Annotated in this window: 14 protein-coding genes and 1 pseudogene; 6 read left to right on the forward strand and 9 right to left on the reverse strand. The window is 62.8% G+C overall.

Annotation, left to right across the window (positions count from 1 at the left end; translation table 11 throughout):
* Nucleotides 1–2: 2 nt before the first annotated feature.
* Complete coding sequence (locus PALO_RS05885) at nt 3–584, reverse strand: GNAT family N-acetyltransferase (protein ID WP_004811524.1); 582 nt, start codon at nt 582–584, stop codon at nt 3–5.
* A gap of 192 nt (nt 585–776) precedes the next feature.
* Between PALO_RS05885 and PALO_RS05890 the strand changes: the two genes are divergently transcribed.
* Nucleotides 777–1,958 (forward strand): alpha/beta hydrolase, encoded by a 1,182-nt coding sequence (locus tag PALO_RS05890; RefSeq protein ID WP_036902412.1) that lies wholly within the window; start codon nt 777–779, stop codon nt 1,956–1,958.
* On the opposite strand, the gene PALO_RS05895 is transcribed toward PALO_RS05890, so the two are convergent.
* Nucleotides 1,899–2,510 (reverse strand): TetR/AcrR family transcriptional regulator, encoded by a 612-nt coding sequence (locus PALO_RS05895; RefSeq protein WP_004811526.1) that lies wholly within the window; start codon nt 2,508–2,510, stop codon nt 1,899–1,901. The genes PALO_RS05890 and PALO_RS05895 overlap by 60 nt on opposite strands.
* Before the next feature lie 106 nt (nt 2,511–2,616).
* Here PALO_RS05895 and PALO_RS05900 point away from each other — a divergent pair, with 106 nt between their 5' ends.
* The gene (locus tag PALO_RS05900; protein ID WP_015582805.1) at nt 2,617–5,187 is read left to right on the forward strand and encodes a glycoside hydrolase family 2 protein; all 2,571 of its coding nucleotides are present in this window, start codon (nt 2,617–2,619) and stop codon (nt 5,185–5,187) included.
* A 69-nt stretch (nt 5,188–5,256) separates the two neighbouring features.
* Here the strand turns inward: PALO_RS05900 and PALO_RS05905 are convergent, their stop codons facing one another.
* Entirely contained in the window at nt 5,257–6,795 is a 1,539-nt protein-coding gene (locus PALO_RS05905) for an RNA polymerase sigma factor (protein ID WP_023033395.1), read from the reverse strand.
* A 344-nt stretch (nt 6,796–7,139) separates the two neighbouring features.
* Here PALO_RS05905 and PALO_RS05910 point away from each other — a divergent pair, with 344 nt between their 5' ends.
* The 4 genes and pseudogenes from PALO_RS05910 to PALO_RS05920 all read left to right on the forward strand — a co-directional run bounded on the left by PALO_RS05910 (nt 7,140) and on the right by PALO_RS05920 (nt 10,614).
* Entirely contained in the window at nt 7,140–8,078 is a 939-nt protein-coding gene (locus tag PALO_RS05910; RefSeq protein ID WP_004811533.1) for a sigma-70 family RNA polymerase sigma factor, read from the forward strand.
* Between the two features lie 507 nt (nt 8,079–8,585).
* Nucleotides 8,586–9,522 (forward strand): annotated as a pseudogene (locus tag PALO_RS11665) (transposase).
* Between the two features lie 396 nt (nt 9,523–9,918).
* Nucleotides 9,919–10,308, forward strand: a complete 390-nt coding sequence (locus PALO_RS12360; protein WP_144010461.1) for a hypothetical protein — start codon at nt 9,919–9,921, stop codon at nt 10,306–10,308.
* 21 nt (nt 10,309–10,329) lie between these two features.
* Nucleotides 10,330–10,614 carry a hypothetical protein gene (locus PALO_RS05920; RefSeq protein WP_015582808.1) on the forward strand — a complete coding sequence of 95 codons (285 nt, stop codon included), beginning with the start codon at nt 10,330–10,332 and terminating at the stop codon, nt 10,612–10,614.
* Here PALO_RS05920 and PALO_RS05925 read toward each other — a convergent pair.
* From PALO_RS05925 to PALO_RS05950, 6 genes are all read right to left on the reverse strand, one after another.
* Nucleotides 10,611–10,829: a hypothetical protein gene (locus tag PALO_RS05925; RefSeq protein ID WP_015582809.1), complete on the reverse strand. Its 219-nt coding sequence runs from the start codon at nt 10,827–10,829 to the stop codon at nt 10,611–10,613. The two genes, PALO_RS05920 and PALO_RS05925, sit on opposite strands and share 4 nt — an antisense overlap.
* Nucleotides 10,830–10,978: 149 nt before the next feature.
* Complete coding sequence (locus tag PALO_RS05930) at nt 10,979–11,887, reverse strand: acyl-CoA thioesterase (protein WP_036910393.1); 909 nt, start codon at nt 11,885–11,887, stop codon at nt 10,979–10,981.
* 54 nt (nt 11,888–11,941) lie between these two features.
* On the reverse strand, nt 11,942–14,116 hold the full coding sequence (gnpA, locus tag PALO_RS05935) for a 1,3-beta-galactosyl-N-acetylhexosamine phosphorylase (RefSeq protein ID WP_015582811.1): 2,175 nt from the start codon (nt 14,114–14,116) through the stop codon (nt 11,942–11,944).
* A 102-nt stretch (nt 14,117–14,218) separates the two neighbouring features.
* On the reverse strand, nt 14,219–18,301 hold the full coding sequence (gene hrpA, locus PALO_RS05940; protein ID WP_015582812.1) for an ATP-dependent RNA helicase HrpA: 4,083 nt from the start codon (nt 18,299–18,301) through the stop codon (nt 14,219–14,221).
* A 68-nt stretch (nt 18,302–18,369) separates the two neighbouring features.
* Nucleotides 18,370–18,594 (reverse strand): hypothetical protein, encoded by a 225-nt coding sequence (locus tag PALO_RS05945; RefSeq protein ID WP_015582813.1) that lies wholly within the window; start codon nt 18,592–18,594, stop codon nt 18,370–18,372.
* 37 nt (nt 18,595–18,631) lie between these two features.
* The gene (locus tag PALO_RS05950) at nt 18,632–19,486 is read right to left on the reverse strand and encodes a universal stress protein (protein WP_015582814.1); all 855 of its coding nucleotides are present in this window, start codon (nt 19,484–19,486) and stop codon (nt 18,632–18,634) included.
* Nucleotides 19,487–19,512: the final 26 nt, after the last annotated feature.

Below are 19,512 nucleotides of genomic sequence, written 5' to 3' on the forward strand. Positions count from 1 at the left end.
CGTCATTTGGCTTCGATCGCATCCTCGCGAATGAGCCGCTGGAGTTCCACCCCGCCGAGGGAGTCGTCGACGGCACCATCAGTGTCGTCGACGTGGAACCCGTGGCGCTCATAGAACTTGATCGCGCGGGCGTTGTCAGCAAAGACCCACACATAAGCCGAGCGGTGTCCGATGCAGGCGTTGAGGAGATCGTCCGAGGCCCCGCAGTTACGAGCTTCGGGAAGGACGTGGAGGGTCGCAACCTCCCACGGCGTGGGAGCATCCGGGCTGGTGGAGATGCGTGCCATTGCCACTCCGACGGTCATCATGTCGAGGCGATCGACGAGGATCTTGAAAACCGCACCGTCGTCCATGAACTGCTTCCACTGCTCGATGGTGGTGTGGACGATGCCGGGGCCAGTGACCTCGGTGAGGATGTCGTTGGGGATCACCCCCTGACCGATTTCCCGGAAGCACACTGCCTGAACAGCCGCAGCCTCAGGAAGGTCCTCGCGATGAGCGTCCCTGACGACGAAACGACCGGGAGCGGTGGCCGGGTCGTGCGCCGGTCTTGACGGCATGTCAACATTGACTGACGTATCCATGACCTGATCCTACCGGTCCGGGGCCTCACAGAGGCCCGGTTCGCAACGGTCGAATTGTCGAACCAGTCCAGACACCATGGCAAACAGTTGAGGAAGGACTCCTCCCAACATGTCCTCACGCACGCCGCAATGGCCTGCCCGTCGCCGGCGTCCGTCTGTCTGATCCGAATAGTCACCGATCCCTCCTGCACCATGATCCCACCGACCACAGCCCTTGAGTACGGTGGACGCGTGGCAGACACGAAAGGCTCTCGTCATTCCTGGCTACGCACCGCTTCTGGTCTCGTGGGTCTGGTACTGGCCGTTCCGGTGCTGGCGTGGTCAGTGGCTGCGATCCTGCCGTCCCACCATGCCCTGACCTTCGTCTCCTCCGTTCTGGCGGGTTCGTTGGCCGTACCGGCATTGGTCATTGCCGCCATTGCCCTCATCCTCGCCCTTCTGGGACGAGGTGGCCTACGAATGACGGCGGTCGTCATCTCGGTGATGGCCCTCATCATTCCGACATCCGTCACAGCGTCGACGACGTGGGTGACCGATCGGGCCGGTGGATGGATCAACGTCTTCTCAGCCGCTGCGGTGTCATCGATGGCAGATCATCCTGACGAGACGGTCCGGTATGGATCTGGACCCGACGAGACGGCCCAGATCTATCGTCCGCGAAACCACGATGCCCCGGTTCTGGTCGACATTCACGGCGGAGGATGGAACACCAATGCCACCATGCCTGCCACCCTGAGGTGGTTTTCCGACCATGGCTGGTTGGTCATCCGTCCCTCGTACACCCTGGCATCCAAAGGTCACCCCACCTGGGACATCGCACCGAAGCAGGTGGCGTGTGCCTGGGCCTGGAGCCTGTCTCACGCCAAGGAGCTCGGTGGCGACCCGTCCCGAGTGTCGATCATGGGAGATTCCGCTGGCGGTGGGATGGCCATCAACCTGGCCTACGGCGCCGCGAGTGGGAAGCTGACGAGTTCCTGCGGACCGGTGCGAGCCCCGAAATCAGTTCTCGCCCTGTATCCGACGGTGGATGTCGCAGCCGTCCAGTCAGTCACCACCCTGGGAGCGGGAAATGCCGCGACGAAGTACACCGGTGGCACCCCACAACAATTCCCTGATCGCTACCGCGCCGTAAACAGTTCCACCTGGATCACAGCCAAGGCTCCTCCGACGATGGTGATCCAGGGTAATCACGACACCTTCGTTCCGCCATCGAGTGTGCGAGACTTCGTTGCTCGCGCTCGCCAGGCCGGGGCGGACATCACGCACGTGCAATTGCCAATGCTCAACCATGCCTTCGACGCCCAGGCGCGAGACTCATTGGGATTCCAGGCCGTCACCAGTCTCGGGCAGACCTTCCTCAGTGAGCACCAGTGATCCGCCGGTGAGCACCCGGGCCAAGGCCTCGAGATCCCCGGCGATGTCGGTGTCCTTGTTCTGGATCCACCTCATCTGCAAGCCCTCGGCCGCCGCCACCGCCAGCCGCACGGCCTGCTCGTCATCGATCCTCAGTGCCATCCTGACAACCTCGTGGACTCGTTGGCGGTGCCTTTCCATGAAAGCATGTGCAGGATGATTGGGGTCGGCGGCCGCCACACTCATGTCGACGAAGAGTTTCGTCAGCCCCGGGGTGCGGGTTGTCCCAGCCATGTATGCCCAGACATGATCGGGGTCGGTGAGCGCGCCGCCGTCGACGGCGTGAGCGTCGCGAGCCTCCAGGATGGCGACGAAGAGCTCGTCCATCGTCCCGAAATAATGCAACACGCCAGCCTCGGTGAGACCGACCTCAGCGGCAATGGCAGCCAGGGTGGGTCGTTCACCGGAACTTGCGCCGTAGAGCCGCAGCGCGACGTCAAGGATCTCGGCTCTGCGAGCAACCCCCTTGGCGTATGGTCCACGTCGAGCCGAAGTTTTCGTCGTCACTGCCATGGGCCCAACGATAGAGGGAAAACGCGGACTGCCTTCCCCTGGCCTACCAATGAATACTGAGCCATGCTAGGTTTTAGATGTGCCCCGGGCCGACAAAGGAGTTCTCATGAGTGTCCTCTTCCAGCTCACCTCAAGCAACCCGCGTGTCGTCGATCCAGTCGAGTTGGCTGCCGAGGATTGCGAGTGGATCGACGCGGTGGTACCGGGTGGAGTCCACGAAAGCCTCATTTCGGCCGGGGTGATTGATCACCCCTACCTGAGGAACCACGAGAAGGACTGTCGCTGGGTCGAGGACTGCGCCTGGTGGTATCGCGGGACCCTAGCTGTGCCGAGTGGGGAGGATCCCCTCGTCCTGTCCTTGACAGGAGTCGACACGGTCGCGGACATCTGGGTCGACGGAGAGCATGTCGGACGTCATGCGAGCCAGTACCGTCCCTTCTCGACCATCCTTCCACCCATTGACGGGGACCAGGCCGAGGTCCTCATTCGTTTCGCTCCCCCATTGGACGGTCTCACCGAGCCGCCTGCCACACGGGCCATGGTCAATGCCGTGAGCGACTTCCTCAATGCGACGGCTCCACAGGAGCTCGACACCGAGCCCGGCGCCGGGATCCTCACCCTCGATCTGGCTGCGACTCGACGTCGCAAGGGAATGTTCTCGTGGGGGTGGGATTTCGCCCCGCGCGTTCCCTCCATCGGACTGACGGGGACGGTAGAACTGTCCCGACGCGCTCCTGTCGAGCTCACTCATCGCGTCGAGACCGTCTCCATCTCCGGGGACTCCGCCTCGGTCAACGTCATCGTGGCCGTCACCCACCATGACGGCCCTCGGCCTCTCGACGTCGACGTCTCCCTGACCTCGCCCACCGGAGAGCGCACCGGTGGCCATGCCCGCATCCGCGACGGGGTGGCCACGGTCGAGCTGCACATCGAGCATCCGCAACTGTGGTGGACCCACGATCTCGGCGAGCCGTCGTTGTATCGTCTCGAGGTCAACGCCCATGACAAGGACGCCAACACCATCGCCACGGAGTCCGGGACGGCCGGCATCCGGACGATCGAGGTCGACCATTCCCCCGATCCCGATGATCCCGAGTACGACGGGCCCGCTCGTCACTTCCGCTTCATCCTCAACGGCGTGCCGGTCTTCGCCCGGGGCGCCAACCTCGTTCCGCAGTCGATGTTGGTGGGCTCGGTGACCCCGGAACAGGATCGCGATCTCGTACGCGCCTGCCGCAACGGCGGAATGACGATGGTGCGCGTCTGGGGTGGCGGGATCTACGCCTCCGATACCTTCATGGACGCCTGCGACGAGAACGGCATCCTCGTCTGGCACGACTTCATGTTCGCCTGCATCGACTACCCCGGTGACGACCAGGAATTCATGTCTGAGGTGCGTACCGAGGCCGATTACCAGACCCGTCGTCTGGCCAGTCACCCGAGCCTTGCGCTGTGGGCCGGCGGCAACGAGGTGCAGGCCATGCACCAGGCTGTCTGGAGCAACCTGGACCCTGGCCAGTGGGGATCGGAAATCTTTGACGAGATCTTGCCCACGGCCGTTCGTCGCAACTGTCCCACCGTGGATTACTGGGCCAACAGCCCTGCCACCGACGCCGACACAGACCCGCGTGTCAATGGCACCGGTGCCGGCGATCGTCATGCCTGGGAGGTCTGGCACGGAGCCGACGTCGGAGCCGGAACCCACGAGGACTATGCCAGCCCGGCCGAGGCCATGCACTTCCACCGCTATCGCCATGACACTGGGCGTTTCATCAGCGAGTTCGGCATCCACGCCAGCGCCGATCTGCCCGCCCTCGCGAGGTGGCTCGGCAGGGACCATCTGAAGCTCGACGATCCGGTGCTCATCGCGCGCAACAAGGACACTCCGAAGGCCAAGGGGATGGCCCTCCTCGAGTACGAGGTCGGGAGACCCACCTCGCTCCAGTCCTACGTCACCTCCACCCAGGTGGTACAGACTGAAGGGCTCAAGTACGGCATCGAGCACTATCGACGTCGTTGGCCACACTGCGCCGGCACCTTGGTCTGGCAGCTCAATGAACCCTGGCCAGGGATGACGTGGTCTCTTCTCGATCATGATCTCGGGGCCAAGCCGGGCTATTACGCCGCGGCTCGAGCCTTCGCTCCGGCCCTACCCATCCTGCGACTGACTGACGAAGCCCTGGAATTGTGGGTCAGCAACGTCCAGCCAACTCGCGTCACCGACACGGTGACCGTCAGCATCGAGGGATTTAACGGCACTGTTGAGCAGACGCACGAGGTCAAGGTCTCCGTGCCGGCATCCACGTCAGAGAGGGTGTGGTCGGTACCGCGTGCCCAGGTGCCGGTAAACGGCGGCCATTACGTGTGGGTTGAAGGGGCAATGCTGCCGAGCAACCGGCTCTTCCTGACACACATAGCTGACCTCGTCCTGCCCGACCCCGAACTCGATGTCGAGGTGACGCCGACGGGAACCACGACGGCGAAGGTCCGGGTGAGGGCCTCGAAGTTCGCCTATTTCGTCCGCGTTCTGACGCCGTGGCCCGGCGTCAGAGCTGACGTCTCGGCCCTCGACGTGCGACCGGGGAAGACTGTCGTCATGAACCTCGAAGGGCTACCCGGCGGGTTCAATCCTGACGAGATCACCGTCCGCCACTTCCTTGACGATGTCAAACGGTGATGTCTTGATCACTCAGACATGATGAAGGGGCGCCCGATCGGGCGCCCCTTCATGCGTCGTGATGATTCCTCAGTCGAGGTAATCGCGCAGCACCTGGGAGCGGCTCGGGTGGCGCAGTTTCGACATCGTCTTGGACTCGATCTGGCGAATGCGCTCACGGGTGACGCCGTACACCTTGCCGATCTCGTCGAGGGTCTTCGGCTGGCCGTCGGTCAGGCCGAATCGCATCGAGACGACGCCGGCCTCGCGCTCGGACAGGGTGTCGAGGACGTCGTGGAGCTGCTCCTGCAGGAGGGTGAAGTTGACGGCGTCGGCCGGCACGATGGCCTCGGAATCCTCGATGAGATCGCCGAACTCAGAGTCGCCGTCCTCGCCCAGTGGGGTGTGCAGGGAAATCGGCTCACGGCCGTACTTCTGCACCTCGACGACCTTCTCAGCGGTCATGTCAAGTTCCTTGGCCAGCTCCTCCGGGGTGGGTTCGCGTCCCAGGTCCTGGAGCATCTGACGCTGCACTCGGGCCAGCTTGTTGATGACCTCGACCATGTGCACCGGAATACGGATGGTGCGGGCCTGGTCAGCCATGGCTCGGGTGATGGCCTGCTTGATCCACCACGTCGCGTAGGTCGAGAACTTGTAACCCTTGGTGTAATCGAACTTCTCGACGGCACGGATGAGGCCGAGGTTCCCTTCCTGGATGAGGTCGAGGAAGAGCATGCCGCGGCCGGTGTAGCGCTTGGCCAGGGACACCACCAGACGGAGGTTGGCCTCCAGCAGGTGGTTCTTGGCGGCCTTGCCGTCCTCGGCGATCCACTCGTAGTCCTCGCGATCCTTCTCGGGGATCTTGGCGTCCGAGGCGGCCAGCTGCTCACCGGCGAACAGGCCAGCCTCGATGCGCTTGGCGAGGTCAACCTCCTCGACAGCATTCAGCAGGGCCACTTTGCCGATCTGCTTGAGGTAATCCTTGACGGGGTCGGCGGTGGCACCCGCGACCATGACGGTCTGCTCGGGTTCGTCGGCGTCATCATTGTCGGACAGGGAGAACCCCTCGGTCTCCTTGTTGATCTGCTGCTCGTCCTTGGCGGCCTCGTCCGGGTTGTAGTCCCGGTCGTCGACGTCGTCGAGGGAACGCTTCTTGCCGCCAATGGTCAGCACGACGTCGTCGCCGTCGCGCTCCACCGTCACGTCAACCGCTCCGGAAGCAGCCTCGGCGATGGTGGTTTCCTTCTTGGCCTTCGCCCTGGTGGTCGACTTCTTGGCCGTGGACTTCCTAGTACCAGTGGACTTGGTTCCGGACGGCTTCGTCGTCGACTTGGTTCCGGAAGTCTTCGAACCGGAGGTCTTCGTCGTCCCGCCTGCGGTCGTCTTGGTGGACTTCGCACCAGTCTTGACACCAGCAGCCTTCTTGACTGCGGGAGCCTCGGCCTCGTCGGCAGACTTCCTGGCCGACGACTTCGTGGTCGACGAAGAGCTCGTCTTCGTCGTGGTCTTCTTGGCTCGGCCGGTAGTACCGGTCTTGGCAGAGGTGGAACGTGTGCTCTTCCTCGCGGTGGCTGTCTTCGCCTCCTCGTCTGCAGCGGTGTTTGCAGTGCTGGACGTGGTGGTCGACACGGGTATCCTCTCCAAGGACTGACCAGTCCTTCAGTGCTGTCCCCTTCAAAATGGGTCCGGGAGAACCGGCGAACACACGCCTGACGGACCCAAGGGCATACGACGCCCGGCAGGCGTCAAGACCTTGTGCCAATTGTGGCACCCCGTGACCGATGACACAAACTGGGTCCCCCTCTCACCCTCCTGCCATGGAATGGCTGCACTGCGCAACTGTGTACGACCACAGTCTGATCCTCCGCCTTCGCCCACGACTGCAGGCACTCTTCCGCTGATGAGGGATGACATTCGATCCCTTCGGGCGTTGATATAGGTGTCAGCCAGTCAGACGGAGAAAGGCGAAGCACATGGACACCAAGTCCCGGGTTCGTACCACCGATGGCATTGATGGAAAGGACGCGGTCGGCCTCTACCTGGACGGAATCGCCCGCACCCCACTGCTCAATGCCGCAGAGGAGGTTGCGTTGGCCCGCCGGATCGAAGCGGGTGTGTTTGCACGCGCCGTTCTCGAGGGTCAGGCCGAGACCAAGTCGGATGCCACTAAAGAGGAGCTTCATCTCATCGCGGCTGACGGTGACGAGGCAATGGCCCACTTCGTGCGCGCCAACCTGCGCCTGGTCGTGTCGGTGGCCCGAAAGTACGGCCGCTCCCAGATGCCGCTTCTTGACCTCGTGCAGGAAGGCAATACCGGCCTCATTCGCGCCGTCGAGAAGTTCGACTACGCCAAGGGCTTCAAGTTCTCGACCTACGCCACCTGGTGGGTTCGTCAGGCCATCAGCCGTGGCATTGCTCAACAGGGCCGCATCGTCCGCCTCCCGGTGCACGTCGCCGAACAGGTAAACCAAGTCTCAGCCGCTCGCCGCAACCTCGAGCGCCAGCTGGGCCGCGAGCCCGAGACCGCTGAGATCGCTGATGAGCTGGAGATCACCGAGGAGCGCGTCATCGAGCTCATCCGCTTCGGACGCGACCACGTCTCCCTCGACGCCCCGGTCGAGGACGACGGAGACACCAGCCTGGGTGACCTCATTGCCCGTGAGACCTCCCCCGGCCCCGACGACATCGTCCTGGACGCCGAGGACCGCGGTCGTCTCGAGGGTCTGCTCGACGATCTTGACGAGCGTTCCGCCGACGTCGTCCGTCGTCGCTACGGACTTGTTGACGGCCGCCAGGCCAAGCTCGCTGACATCGGCAAGGTGTGGGGAATCACCGCTGAGCGCGTCCGTCAGATCGAGCGTGCCGCCCTGGCCACCATGCGTCAGCGCAACCTGGCCACCATGGCTGCTTGATCCCGAGCGACACCACGATCACATAGACGACGGCCCCCATACGCAGGGGGCCGTCGGTCGGCTCGTCTAAGATGAAAACGCGAAGACTCCAGAAAGAAATAGCAAGACTCAAAGGATCTGGCTGAGGGCCTTTGGAAGGCCGATGCAAACCAAGCATTCCATGGGCAAGCCCACTTGTTATGAGACTGATCGCAAATCGAATTCGATATGATCGACCTTCTCACGCGATCCAGTGTCACCATTCTTGATGTCTTTTTGGGTGATTGTTTATCGCAGCCTGGCGTAACTGTCGTCTGCTCATGTCACGACGGTTGTTTTGGCTGTCTGAGCGTCACGCTGCGTGGTGTGACGATGCGACGCTCTCGACGTCCACCTTGCTGCTCAAACTGGCTCTTCACAGATGAGGATGAAGGGGTGTGGATCGGTAGCTGACCCCTGGGTCCTGATGCGGGTCGAGGTCCTTGGAATGATGGAAGTTCGCACACAGCCATCGCCCAAGGCCTCGACATGAACAACGCTACCGTCACCACCTCTGATCTGGCCACGTTCTGCTGCTTGGACGACCTCGGACTGGTCCTGACAGGCCAGCACCTCACCCCTGAGCGGGCCGTCTTGTTGTGTTGCCCGACGGCACCGGATGAGTGGTGCCATCGCTGCAGCGGCCACGGCCGGGTGCGCGACACCATCACTCGGGAACTGGCGCATGTGCCGTTCTGCTGGCGTACCACCACCCTGACAGTCCGGCTTCCCCGCTACCAGTGCACCGGTTGTGGTCATGTGTGGAGCCACGACCTCACCCGCGCCGCTTCGCCGCACTCCTGCTTGTCACGAGGGGCGTTGCGGTGGGCGTTGGAAGCACTGGTGGTCATCGACCTGACTCAAGTCAGTACCGGCACCGGTGCGAGTCGGTTACCGGCGATGGTCGAAGGACACTCGAAACACACGTTTACAACCTGGCTGGCTGCACGGCACCTGCGGGCGTAAACATCATCGACTCTACCAGAACCGACGAATCCTGCACACCAGCGCTGATCTGCTGACCGATAGACAACAACGCCGCTTGGATGAACTGTTCAGTGATGATCGGCATGTCGAGGTCGAGGCCACCTGGGACGTCTACCAGCCCATGATCACCGCCTACCGCGCCAGCAGTCGAACCGAAGGCACAAAGATCATGACCCGGCTGATCGCGTCGATCGGATCGAGCGTTCCCGCCAGCCTGGTCGAGGTCGTACGACTCGGCCAGACCCTGACCACACGCCGCGACGACATCCTCGCGTTCTTCGCCCGGCCCGCCACCAGCAACAGCCCCACCGAAGCCATCAACGGCCGCCTCGAACACCTGGGAGGCACCGCCCTCGGGTTCCGTAACCTGACCCACTATACCACCCGATCCCTCCTGGAAGCCGGAGGCATCAGACCCCAGCTACACCCTCGATTGTGAAGAGCCCTTAAACTCGCTGGGCTTGGGACTGGCCAGGCAGGACAAGTCAGATACGTCCGAGGCGGGACAACCTCCAGATGGGCTCTTTGAACCGAGCAAGTTGCCATTCCCGGCAGCTCCGGCCCCAGCATGGACACCGAGGCGACCCTCCTGGGGCGTACCTTGGACTCAAATTCAATCGAAATGCATTGGAGATGTTATTACCCATGAAGCGCGCGATTTCTGCAACCATAGCCCTTGCGTCCGTTACTTTAACGTTTTCATCTTCTGTCTACGCATCTGCTTCCCCCCAATCCAATTAAGCAATCAGTTAATTCGCACATAAGCCAATCTGAAACCCCTCAGAGGTCTCGAGTTTTTCTAGGCCAAGACGGCTTCAAGAGAGTTGTAACATTCATGGACTCTTCCCATATCGGTGCTGCTCAACTTAAATTAAGCCTCCAGAAAGGCGACACTGTAAAACTTCTTGACAACGGGAGAACTCTTTCTATTTATAGCAAAAATGGAGCTTTTCTTTTCTCAATGACATCTCCTCTGATCCAAGGAGAAGATGGCAGCAGATCGGGTGCTTTCAAGTATTCAAGCGATACAGGCATCGCGACGGTATATGATCCACAGACCACAGCTTCCGCCATTAGCCAGCGCTGCGCCTCAAGCGAGGTGGCAAAGTGGAGCTACCGCGTTGGCGCCGGCCTTTTATGCGGAGGTGTTGGCGGTATGAACCCTGTCGCCGGCATGGCCTGCGGGTTGGCTGCCAGTGGCGGAGAGGATCATATTCCCGTTTAATAATGCGTACTAAGGAGGGGCATGTCGTACAATATATTTAAAGACAAGCGGAAGCCATTAGAGAAGATAGTCGATCCTGACCGGCTTTATACATGGTGGATTCTCTATGGGTTGGCAACAGTAGCTGGGATTTTCGTATCCGGATTTAGTTCAGCATCCGGGGGATTTTCTCGGCGACTCACTGAAGGAATGACTAAGGTTGGCTTCAATTGGGCTCCTCAGTTTTTGGTATTCACCGCCATTATGGCGATTCTTATCATTGTAGCCAAGAAAAAGCAAGATAAGTGGAAAGACAAAGATTCTTAGTCAGTTCGAACCAAGGCGGCACGCTCGTCGTCACTGATGTGGGTCCGCATGTGATTTCGTCCGGCTATCGTGGCGAGTTTCGTGTTGGCCGGTATAGGTGACCCCGGGTCGGGGTGAGAGTTCTGGCGGGCCGGGGCCTCGCCGTCAAGGTACTCGCGACGCAAGCGAGCCCATTCCCGGGCCCACGCCTTCCTCTGCTCACCGTACGTACTCATGTCATGACTGCTCATCAATGTCGATAGCGAACAGTGCCGCCCTGGCCACCATGCGTCAGCGCAACCTGGCCACCATGGCTGCCTGGTCCCTACAACGACATCACCAACGACGACGACGGCCTCGGAGAAATCCGGGGCCATCGTTGTCGTCATGACGTGGCCGTTGGTCGGGGCCCAACGGGGAAGGTCACCGAGGCATCCACGTCGTTGGCGTCCACCAGCTTCATGACTCCCTCCTGGCAACACGACGCGATGAGCTGTCCGTCCTGCATCAACCGGCCCATGGAGAATCCGAGTAGACCCGAGGCGCTTGGGGAAACCTGGTCGTAGAGCATCCACTCGTCTGCCTTGGCAGTCCGGTGGAACCACATCGCGTGGTCCAAGGAGGCCGGATTGACGATCATGCCCGGTGGGATCGACCCCAGATGTGGCATGACGGCACCGGCCATCAAGCTGATGTCGGAGATGTAGGCGAGGATGGCTCGCTGCACCACCCGGTCGTCAGGAAGGCTCGCCGTGGTGCGAACCCACAAGCTCAGATGAGTGACGTGATTGGGGTCGACGAGATTGGACCCGTCGCCGGCTAACCGGACGTCGAGGGCGTCCCATTCCTTGACGGTCGGCATCGACCGTCCGAACATCTGCTCCAAAGCCTGGGCCAGGGTCGGACACTTCTCCGGACCAGGCAGGTAGTCCGGCATCGGATCGGAGTGCTCCGGCCCGTTCTCACGGTTCTTGAAAGACAGCTCCGCGGTGAAGATCGTCCGGCCGTGCTGACGAGCATTGACCCGACGAGTACTGAATGTCCGTCCGTCACGAATCCGCTCGACGTCGAAAATCATCGGTAGGTCAGTGCGACCGGCATGGAGGAAGAGGGCATGCATGGAGTGGGCAGTACGCTCGGGGACCGTGCGAGCACCGGCCACCAGAGCCTGGGCGAGCACCTGACCACCAAATGTTCGCTGCCAGGTCGTACGAGGTTGTTTGCCTCGAAACAGGTCGAGGTCCAAGTCCTCGAGATCGAGCAGGTCAAGCAGTTCAGCAGTCGTCGATGGCACCCAACCACTGTGCCAGATCGACTGGTCCGGCACAGCGAATTCGGGTTCTCGTCGTCAAGCGGAGATGTTGATCCAGGCAGACCCGGCCGGGGCAAGAGTCACCTCGTCGTCCAGACCACTGATGGTCGTCGTCACCTCGTCGAAACTGAGGTTGGTCACCAGCAGCAGGCCAGCCTCGTCGTAGCAGGCCGTCTCGACGCGAGGATCATCCGCGATGAACTGGTCTGCGAACTCGTCGTCGCGACCAGCGGCCCACCAGATCGCCCGGTGTAGTAGTCGCGAGTTGTCCACGGTGTACGGCAGACCGGCGAGATAGACCGCCCGCCCCTTGCCGAGGGTGTGGACGGCAGCATGTATCGAGCCGTCATCGAGCTCCAGCACCTCGGTGTCGTCACAGACCGGGACGATCTCGGGAGCGACTGGTCCGACCTCCAGGGCCAGACCGTCAGTGATGAAATGAGAGTCGACGACATTCGGGTAGCGATCGGTCGACAGGCTCCAGCCAATCTCACGATCGACGCCGAGGACGTCAGAAAGCCGAAAACACGCTCCGTCGCCAGGCCAGTAGGTGGGATCGCCCACCCCGATGAAACCGCCACCACGAGCCACGAAGGTGCGCACTGCTGCCTGCACCGTGACGTCGGTCCACTCCTGGGCCCCCGAGAAGGCTGTCCCGGCAGAACCGGTGTTGATGAGTACCCCGATTCCCTCGGGAACGCCGTCACGAATGTCGTCGAAATCGAGCCAGTCGATGTCGAAGGGCAGGCCCGCCAGCGCTTCCACGACGCCCAGGTACGGTGCCGCCTGCTTGTAGTACAGGGCATGGGCGACCATGTGGGACATCCAGGTACGACGGGCTCCCCAACAGTTGAGGATGCCGATCCGGAACGGCGCGGTACGCGCGGTCTTCCCCCCGCTACGCTCCCAGATGTCACGGAATTCCTGGCAAATCTGCTCGATCCGTTCCATGAACTCCGGGTACTGATTGGCCAGGGAGAGGTATCCGCCGTAGCCAATACGGTCCAGGGGCTTGCGGACGATGGCGCGACGGGCCTGCACCCAGGAGGTGTTCGCCTCCCCCACCGGATCCCCCTCGTCATTGAAGACGTCGGGGAAGAAGTAGGGCAGGAATCGTCCCTCGGTGTAGTGGACACCAGGAATGTCGGAGATCATCCGGCAGGTGGCGGACGATCCCACCGAGCCGACCACGGCGTCCAGACCGGTGGTGGCGAAGAGCTCACCATAGGGCTCGGTGCCAATCCAGTTGTCCCCGAGGAACATCATCGCCTCGCGGCCCTTGTCATGGCAGATCTCGACAAGTCGACGCACCCGGTCCGTGACGAAGCGGTTGACGAAGTCGATCCACGCCAGGAAGAACTGGGAGGGCGGGCGGAAGGAGGAGTTGTGATAGCCGGCGTCGATGAAGTCCTCCGGGTTGATCTGCCAGCCGGTCTCGGCCTCGAAGGCTTCCATGAGAGGCACCGAAACGCTCGCGGAGTAGCCGAACCAGTCGACGAACTTCTCCTTGGCCTGCTCATTGAAGTAGAGGGTGAAGTGGTAGAAGAAGGTCGTGAAACGGACAACGTCGACCTCTGGGTGGGCGTCGAGCCACTCGGACAAGGACTCCTGGACGTGATTCCAGGTGGCAGGGTGCACGACGTCGAAGGGATGCTCCTTGCTGCGAGTGGGATCGTTCTCCCAGTGATTCGTCGTGTAGTTGTACATCTGGGTGGTGTCCCACAGCTGGGCTGCCAGGAATGCGACGGTGTAGACGTGTCCGGCCGTCGCGGGCACCGCCACGACGCAGTCAGCACCCTCGCCACTCACAGTCCAGTCGTCGACGACCTCGCCGGTGGTGCGGTCCCGTACCTGCCACCATCGCTTGACGTCGACATCTGTGTCGGGGCGAACCTGCTCGGCGAAGAAGCCACGCATGATGTGGATCTCCAGTGGACCGTCCTCCAGGGCCGGGACTCGGTCGGAACACAGGTACAGGCTGACGTGCTCGTCGAGATGGTCCAGGGCCCAGGCTTCGTCCCCACGGGCACAAAAACGGGTTGAGTAGACCTTCGTCCCCAGGTTGGAGACAATCTTCGGCAACCAGGTGCCGTCGCTGTTACGCACCGCGTCGGCACCGAGACGATCGATGATCGCAGCCAACTCGTCGTCCATCCCCTCCTCAACTGGCAGGGTGACTCGACCCGAGAAGCGGGGATCAGACGAGGTCATGGGGCATTCCTCCTTGAGTGCGGCCGGGCCACGATCCTACCGGCGGCGAGGCGATGGATCCGGCCTCTCGCTCACTCCATGTGAACGTGTTCATGGCTGTGTTCAGGACACCTTGTTCATCGCAGAGCGAATCCGTTTCGGGGAGACGGTGACCCTGGTCCCGAGGCGCTGGGCAAAGTACTGGACGCGAAGCTCCTCCAACATGAACCCGATCTCCTCGATCTCGGCGGGAAGCTTGCCAGCCGGCTGTTCCTCGCACAGGGCGTCGTACTCGACCAGAAGCGGCTCCAACTCAGCCATCTGGCGGGGATCGCGCGTCGGATTCGTCATGAGGGACTCGATGCGCACGCTCACCCCCTGGATCCAGCGCGGCATGTCGTCGTACCAGGGATCCGGGGTGGCCGAGATGAAGTTCTCGAAGACGAGGTCATCAATCTGAGTGGTGATGTCGGCGCGAATTGCCGGATCCGAAACCATTGCCAGGGCCTGACGGGCGTCGACGAGTCGGGTGAGGATCCGCCCGGCGGTGCGCACCACTCGGGCCATCCGATCGGCCTGGTCCTGACGGACAGCCAGGGAAAGGTCGTCGAAGGCCTCCTTCGCCCGAATCCCCGACAGATCCCCCGCCTTCTCATGAGCAACCGAGGCAACCGCCTTGTGACGCGCATCTGCTAACAATGCCGGCACGGTGGGATATGGCGAGGTCGCCAACGCCAACTTCGTGCCATTGTCCATGTGCGAGACGACCCACTTCGTCGGATCGGGCAGGGTGAGGACGAGCAGCCTGACGACTCCTGCGGCGTGGCTGGCGCGTTGAGCCCGCGGAGTGTCGAGAACGGTGCTACCGACCGCAGTTCCCTCATCAACCAGACAGGGGTAGCCGACGGCGTCAGCCCCCTTGCGCGACAGGTCAACCCGTTCCGGGATCGGATCGAAGGTCCACTGCGTCGCCCCATGGATCTGGGGTCGTCCGGCGGCCTTGGTCAAGGATTGCGAGACCTTGGTGGCCAGATCGGTCTGAAGGGATTCCAGGTCCTCGGACCTGGCGACGTGCTTGGGCTGGGAGAAGGTCGGCTTGTTCCTGCCCTTCTTCCCGGGCTCCTTGCCGACGGTGCGCCCCTCGGCGTCAACGATGTCGAACCCGACCCGCAGGTGCGCTGGGATGGCTGCGGTGTTCCAGCCATCGGCTTCCACGATGACCCCGGTGAGAGCCCGCAATGCTCGCCCGAGTTCTTCGGTGAAAGGGGCTTGACGGTCAGCGCCGTTGTCCTCGAGCCAGGTCAGCGCAGCTCGGGCACGGTCGGGAGCGGGGACGAGTTGGGTCCGGATCCGTTTGGGGAGGGCCCGGATGAGCTCGGTGGCCAACTCGGTGCGCAGACCCGGAACCTGCCAGCTGAAAGGAGCGGTCGGAACCTGATTGAGCAGGGCCAGCGGAATGGTGACGGTGACACCGTCATGGCCGGATCCAGGTTCGAAGACGTAACGCACCGGAAGATCGAGATTGCCAACCTTCCAATGGTCAGGGAAGGCGTCGGCGTCGACCGAGTCGGAGTCGACGAGGTCATCAAGGGACAGGTCGAGTTGGTGACGATCCTGGACTCGTCTCCACCAGGCGTCGAAATGGGATCCCGAGACGACGCCTTCCGGAACACGACGGTCGTAGAAGGCGAAGATGACGTCGTCGTCGGCGACCAATCCGCGCTGACGGCTACGTTCCTCGAGGTCGACTGCCTCGTCCCGAACCCGGTCATTGTGTTTGAGGAAACCGTGATTGGATCGCCAGTCCCGCTCCACCAGGGCGGAACGGATGAAGATCTGTCGGGAGACGACCGGGTCTACGCGCCCGTAGTTGACGCGATGATCTGCCCACAGCGGTACCCCGAAGAGGACCGCCCGCTCGGTGGCGACCACGGAGGCCGTCGAGGCTGCCCAGTGCGGAGCGGCCCAGGAACGCTTGATGAGCGGTCCGGCGACCTCCTCCACCCACTCCGGCTGGACGGCGGCCACCGTCCGGGCCCACAGCCGGGAGGTCTCCACCAGTTCGACGGCGACAACGAGTTCCGGGGACTTGCGCGCCAGCAGGGATCCGGGATTGATGGCGAACTTGGTGCCGCGAGCACCGATGTACTCCTGGGGTCCAGGACGTTGGCCGCGACGCTTCGAGGATTCCCGAACCTGGGCCAGACCGATGTGGGAGAGCAGGCCGGACAACAATGCGACGAGAACACGGTCAGTGGGAGCGGAGGTGCGGTTGACCTCCAGGTGCAGCTCCTTGGCGATCTGGCGCAGTTGGCCGTGCAGGTCGCCCCATTCGCGCACGCGCAGGTAATTGATGTACTCAGCCCGGCACATACGACGGAACGCCGAGGATCCCATCTGCCGACGCTGATGACTCAGGTAGCGCCACAGTCGGTGGATGGCCATGATGTCCCCGCCCTCGTCGATCCCACCAGGCTGGGGCTGAGAGGCAGGCTTGCCCGGACGGGAATTGGTGTGAGGGGTGTGACGGGCCGGTGTCCCCGGTGTCGGGGCGTTGGCGGGCTGCCGGTGTACCTGCTGACGAACCTGGGACCAGTCCCCCACCCGGTTGTTGTCGGCGTCGTCGACGGCCCGGAGGGTCTGCAGCAGGTTCGCCTCGGTGGCGAAGCGTCGGTGGAAGCTGTCGGCCTCCTCCCGCTTCTCGGCAGGGCGCTCCCTGACATCGCGGATGGACAGTGCCGCGACGATGACGAGGACCTCAGCGAGACTGCCCTGTTTCGACCCCTCAAGCAGCATACGCCCCAGACGCGGATCCAGCGGGACGCGGGCAAGCTGATGGCCAATCTTGGTCAGTCTGGGAGCGTCCCGGTGGCCAGGTTTGAGGGCTCCCAGCTCGTCGAGCAGGCGGATTCCGTCATTGATCCGGGAGCGATCGGGGGGCTCGACGAAGGGGAAGTCAGTGATGGCACCGAGTCGAGCCTGGGCCATCTGGAGGATGACGGCGGCCAGGTTGGTGCGCAGGATCTCGGGCTCGGTGAACTCGGGACGTGACGCGAAGTCGGCCTCTGAGTAGAGACGGATGCAGATACCGGGAGCGACGCGACCGCATCGTCCGGCCCGCTGATTCGCGCTGGCCTGGGAGACCGGCTCGATAGGAAGACGTTGCACCTTGGTACGCACCGAGTACCGCGAGATACGAGCGGTTCCAGGATCGATGACGTAACGGATGCCCGGCACCGTCAGGGAGGTCTCGGCGACGTTTGTGGCCAGCACGATGCGCCGGCCGCTGTGCGGGGTGAAGACCCGATGCTGTTCGGCGGCCGACAGCCGAGCGAACAGCGGCAGAATCTCGGTGTTGACCAGTCTGAGGTCGGCGAGGGCTTCGGTGGTCTCCCGGATCTCCTGCTCGCCCGCCAGGAAGACGAGGATGTCGCCCTCTCCTTCCCGGGTGAGTTCCTCGACAGCTTTGCAGATACCGGTGACCTGGTCGATGACCTCGTCCTTCGTATCGACCGGGGCAGGAGTCGAGGGGCGCTCCGAGAGCTCCTCGTCCTCATCCTCGTCATCGGCGCGGACCTGTTCCGAGGGGTCCAGGGGCCGGTACCGCACCTCGACGGGATAGGTCCGTCCGGAGACCTCGATGACGGGAGCGTCGTCGAAGTGGGCCGCGAACCTCGCGGTGTCGATGGTGGCCGAGGTGATGATGACCTTGAGGTCGCGACGCCGTGGCAGTAGCTGCTTGAGGTAGCCCAGCAGGAAGTCGATGTTGAGGCTACGCTCGTGAGCCTCGTCGATGATGATGGTGTCGTGAGCGTGCAGGTCGCGATCATGGGAGATCTCGGCCAGCAGCACACCGTCGGTCATGACCGTCAGCGCAGTGTCAGAGGTGGCGCGACGAGTGAATCGCACCTGATAGCCAACCTGTTCCCCCAGATCGACCCCCATCTCCTCCGCGACGCGTTCGGCGACGCTGCGCGCGGCAATCCGGCGAGGCTGGGTGTGAGCGATGCGTCGACGCCCCAGTGCCAGGCAGATCTTGGGAAGCTGGGTGGTCTTTCCCGAACCTGTCTCACCAGCGACCACCACGACTTGATGGTCCTGGATGAGGTCTGCGATCTCGTCGGCATGCGCCGCGATGGGAAGCTCGGTGTCGAAGGCGACGACTCCCCCACCGGGCAGCTCACCTTCCAGTCGTGAATCAGGCATGGCCAATTTAGTTTATGTGAGAGGTCTGACACTCAGCGACGGGCTCGTGCTAACCACCGTCTCGTCGGTCAAGCCGTGAAGATCTCCATCCGCTGGATCCGGTCGAGTGCCTCGGTGATCTGGTCGATCCCCGCGCATAGCCCGCCGCAGATAATGCCACAATGGGGCCCGAAGACAGTGCCGGCAACCAGTGGAGACTGCGCCTCCTTGCGAAGCCGCAGAGCGTGAAAGGCTGCGCGCTGGGAGATCGACCAGTCGTCCTCGTCCAAGACCGCCTCGAGGACCAACCACACGGCGGGACAACCACTGGTAGTCCTTCGAGCCGGCAGGTCAGTGGCAAATGGCCAACGGAGACTGGGCGTGGGCCATGATGCCACGGCTGACTCCGCCAGCGGTCCATCCCAGGATCGGGTGCTTCTTCATGCCGATGACGAGGAGGTCGACATCGCCGGACAAGTCGACCAGGGCGTCCACTGGCTCACCGGAGAGCACCCGAGTCTCAACCTCGACGTCGGGGTGCTCGTCGGCGACGGGCTTGACGACCTCGTTGAGTCGCTTGAGTGCTTCGGCGTGGACCTTCTGGGAATCCTGCCCGGGAACGGTCACGGCCAGTAGCTTGCACCCACGGTGGTCCGCCTCGGCGAATCCGAATCCGAGGGCGGCAGTTCCTGCGCTCTGGGGGCCGACGGCGACGGCCACACACTTCTTGCCACCGGTCGGGTCCGGGTTCGACGCACGGGAGATGACGACAACAGGTGCGGCGGACATGCCAGCCACCGCCACAGAGGTCGATCCGACGAACATCCGCTCCAGTCCGGAGCTGGCGCGACGACCGACAACGACGAGCTGGGCGTCTGCGCTGCGGTCGGCAAGGATGGCCGCTGGGTTACCCAGAACCACCTCACCCGAGATGCGATCGGGATCCATGCCGCGCCCCTTGGCGACGTTGATGGCGTCATCGACGACGACCTGGCCGGCGTCCTGCAGAGCGGTCGGGTCATAGACAACACCCCAGGCACCGGCGACAGCAGCATCGTCAACAGCGTGAAGGACGATGAGATCGGCGTCTCTCCTGATCGCGGATCCTGCGGCGTACCGGGCGGCGCGCAGGCCGTCCTCCGAGCCGTCGACTCCAACGATGACGGTGGTACGGCGAGTCCTTGACGAGGTTCGATCGTCGGTCATGGTGGTCCTCCTCAGTGAGACGTCAG

The sequence above is a fragment of the Cutibacterium avidum 44067 genome (assembly GCF_000367205.1).
GTDB lineage: Bacteria > Actinomycetota > Actinomycetes > Propionibacteriales > Propionibacteriaceae > Cutibacterium > Cutibacterium avidum.

Bases quoted from the DNA above. Each gene is read 5' to 3' on its own strand.
- PALO_RS05885 (WP_004811524.1), bottom strand. From the start codon at position 584: ATGGATACGTCAGTCAATGTTGACATGCCGTCAAGACCGGCGCACGAC.
- PALO_RS05890 (WP_036902412.1), top strand. From the start codon at position 777: ATGATCCCACCGACCACAGCCCTTGAGTACGGTGGACGCGTGGCAGAC.
- PALO_RS05895 (WP_004811526.1), bottom strand. From the start codon at position 2,510: ATGGCAGTGACGACGAAAACTTCGGCTCGACGTGGACCATACGCCAAG.
- PALO_RS05900 (WP_015582805.1), top strand. From the start codon at position 2,617: ATGAGTGTCCTCTTCCAGCTCACCTCAAGCAACCCGCGTGTCGTCGAT.
- PALO_RS05910 (WP_004811533.1), top strand. From the start codon at position 7,140: ATGGACACCAAGTCCCGGGTTCGTACCACCGATGGCATTGATGGAAAG.
- PALO_RS12360 (WP_144010461.1), top strand. From the start codon at position 9,919: ATGGACTCTTCCCATATCGGTGCTGCTCAACTTAAATTAAGCCTCCAG.
- PALO_RS05920 (WP_015582808.1), top strand. From the start codon at position 10,330: ATGTCGTACAATATATTTAAAGACAAGCGGAAGCCATTAGAGAAGATA.
- PALO_RS05925 (WP_015582809.1), bottom strand. From the start codon at position 10,829: ATGAGTACGTACGGTGAGCAGAGGAAGGCGTGGGCCCGGGAATGGGCT.
- gnpA (WP_015582811.1), bottom strand. From the start codon at position 14,116: ATGACCTCGTCTGATCCCCGCTTCTCGGGTCGAGTCACCCTGCCAGTT.
- hrpA (WP_015582812.1), bottom strand. From the start codon at position 18,301: ATGCCTGATTCACGACTGGAAGGTGAGCTGCCCGGTGGGGGAGTCGTC.
- PALO_RS05950 (WP_015582814.1), bottom strand. From the start codon at position 19,486: ATGACCGACGATCGAACCTCGTCAAGGACTCGCCGTACCACCGTCATC.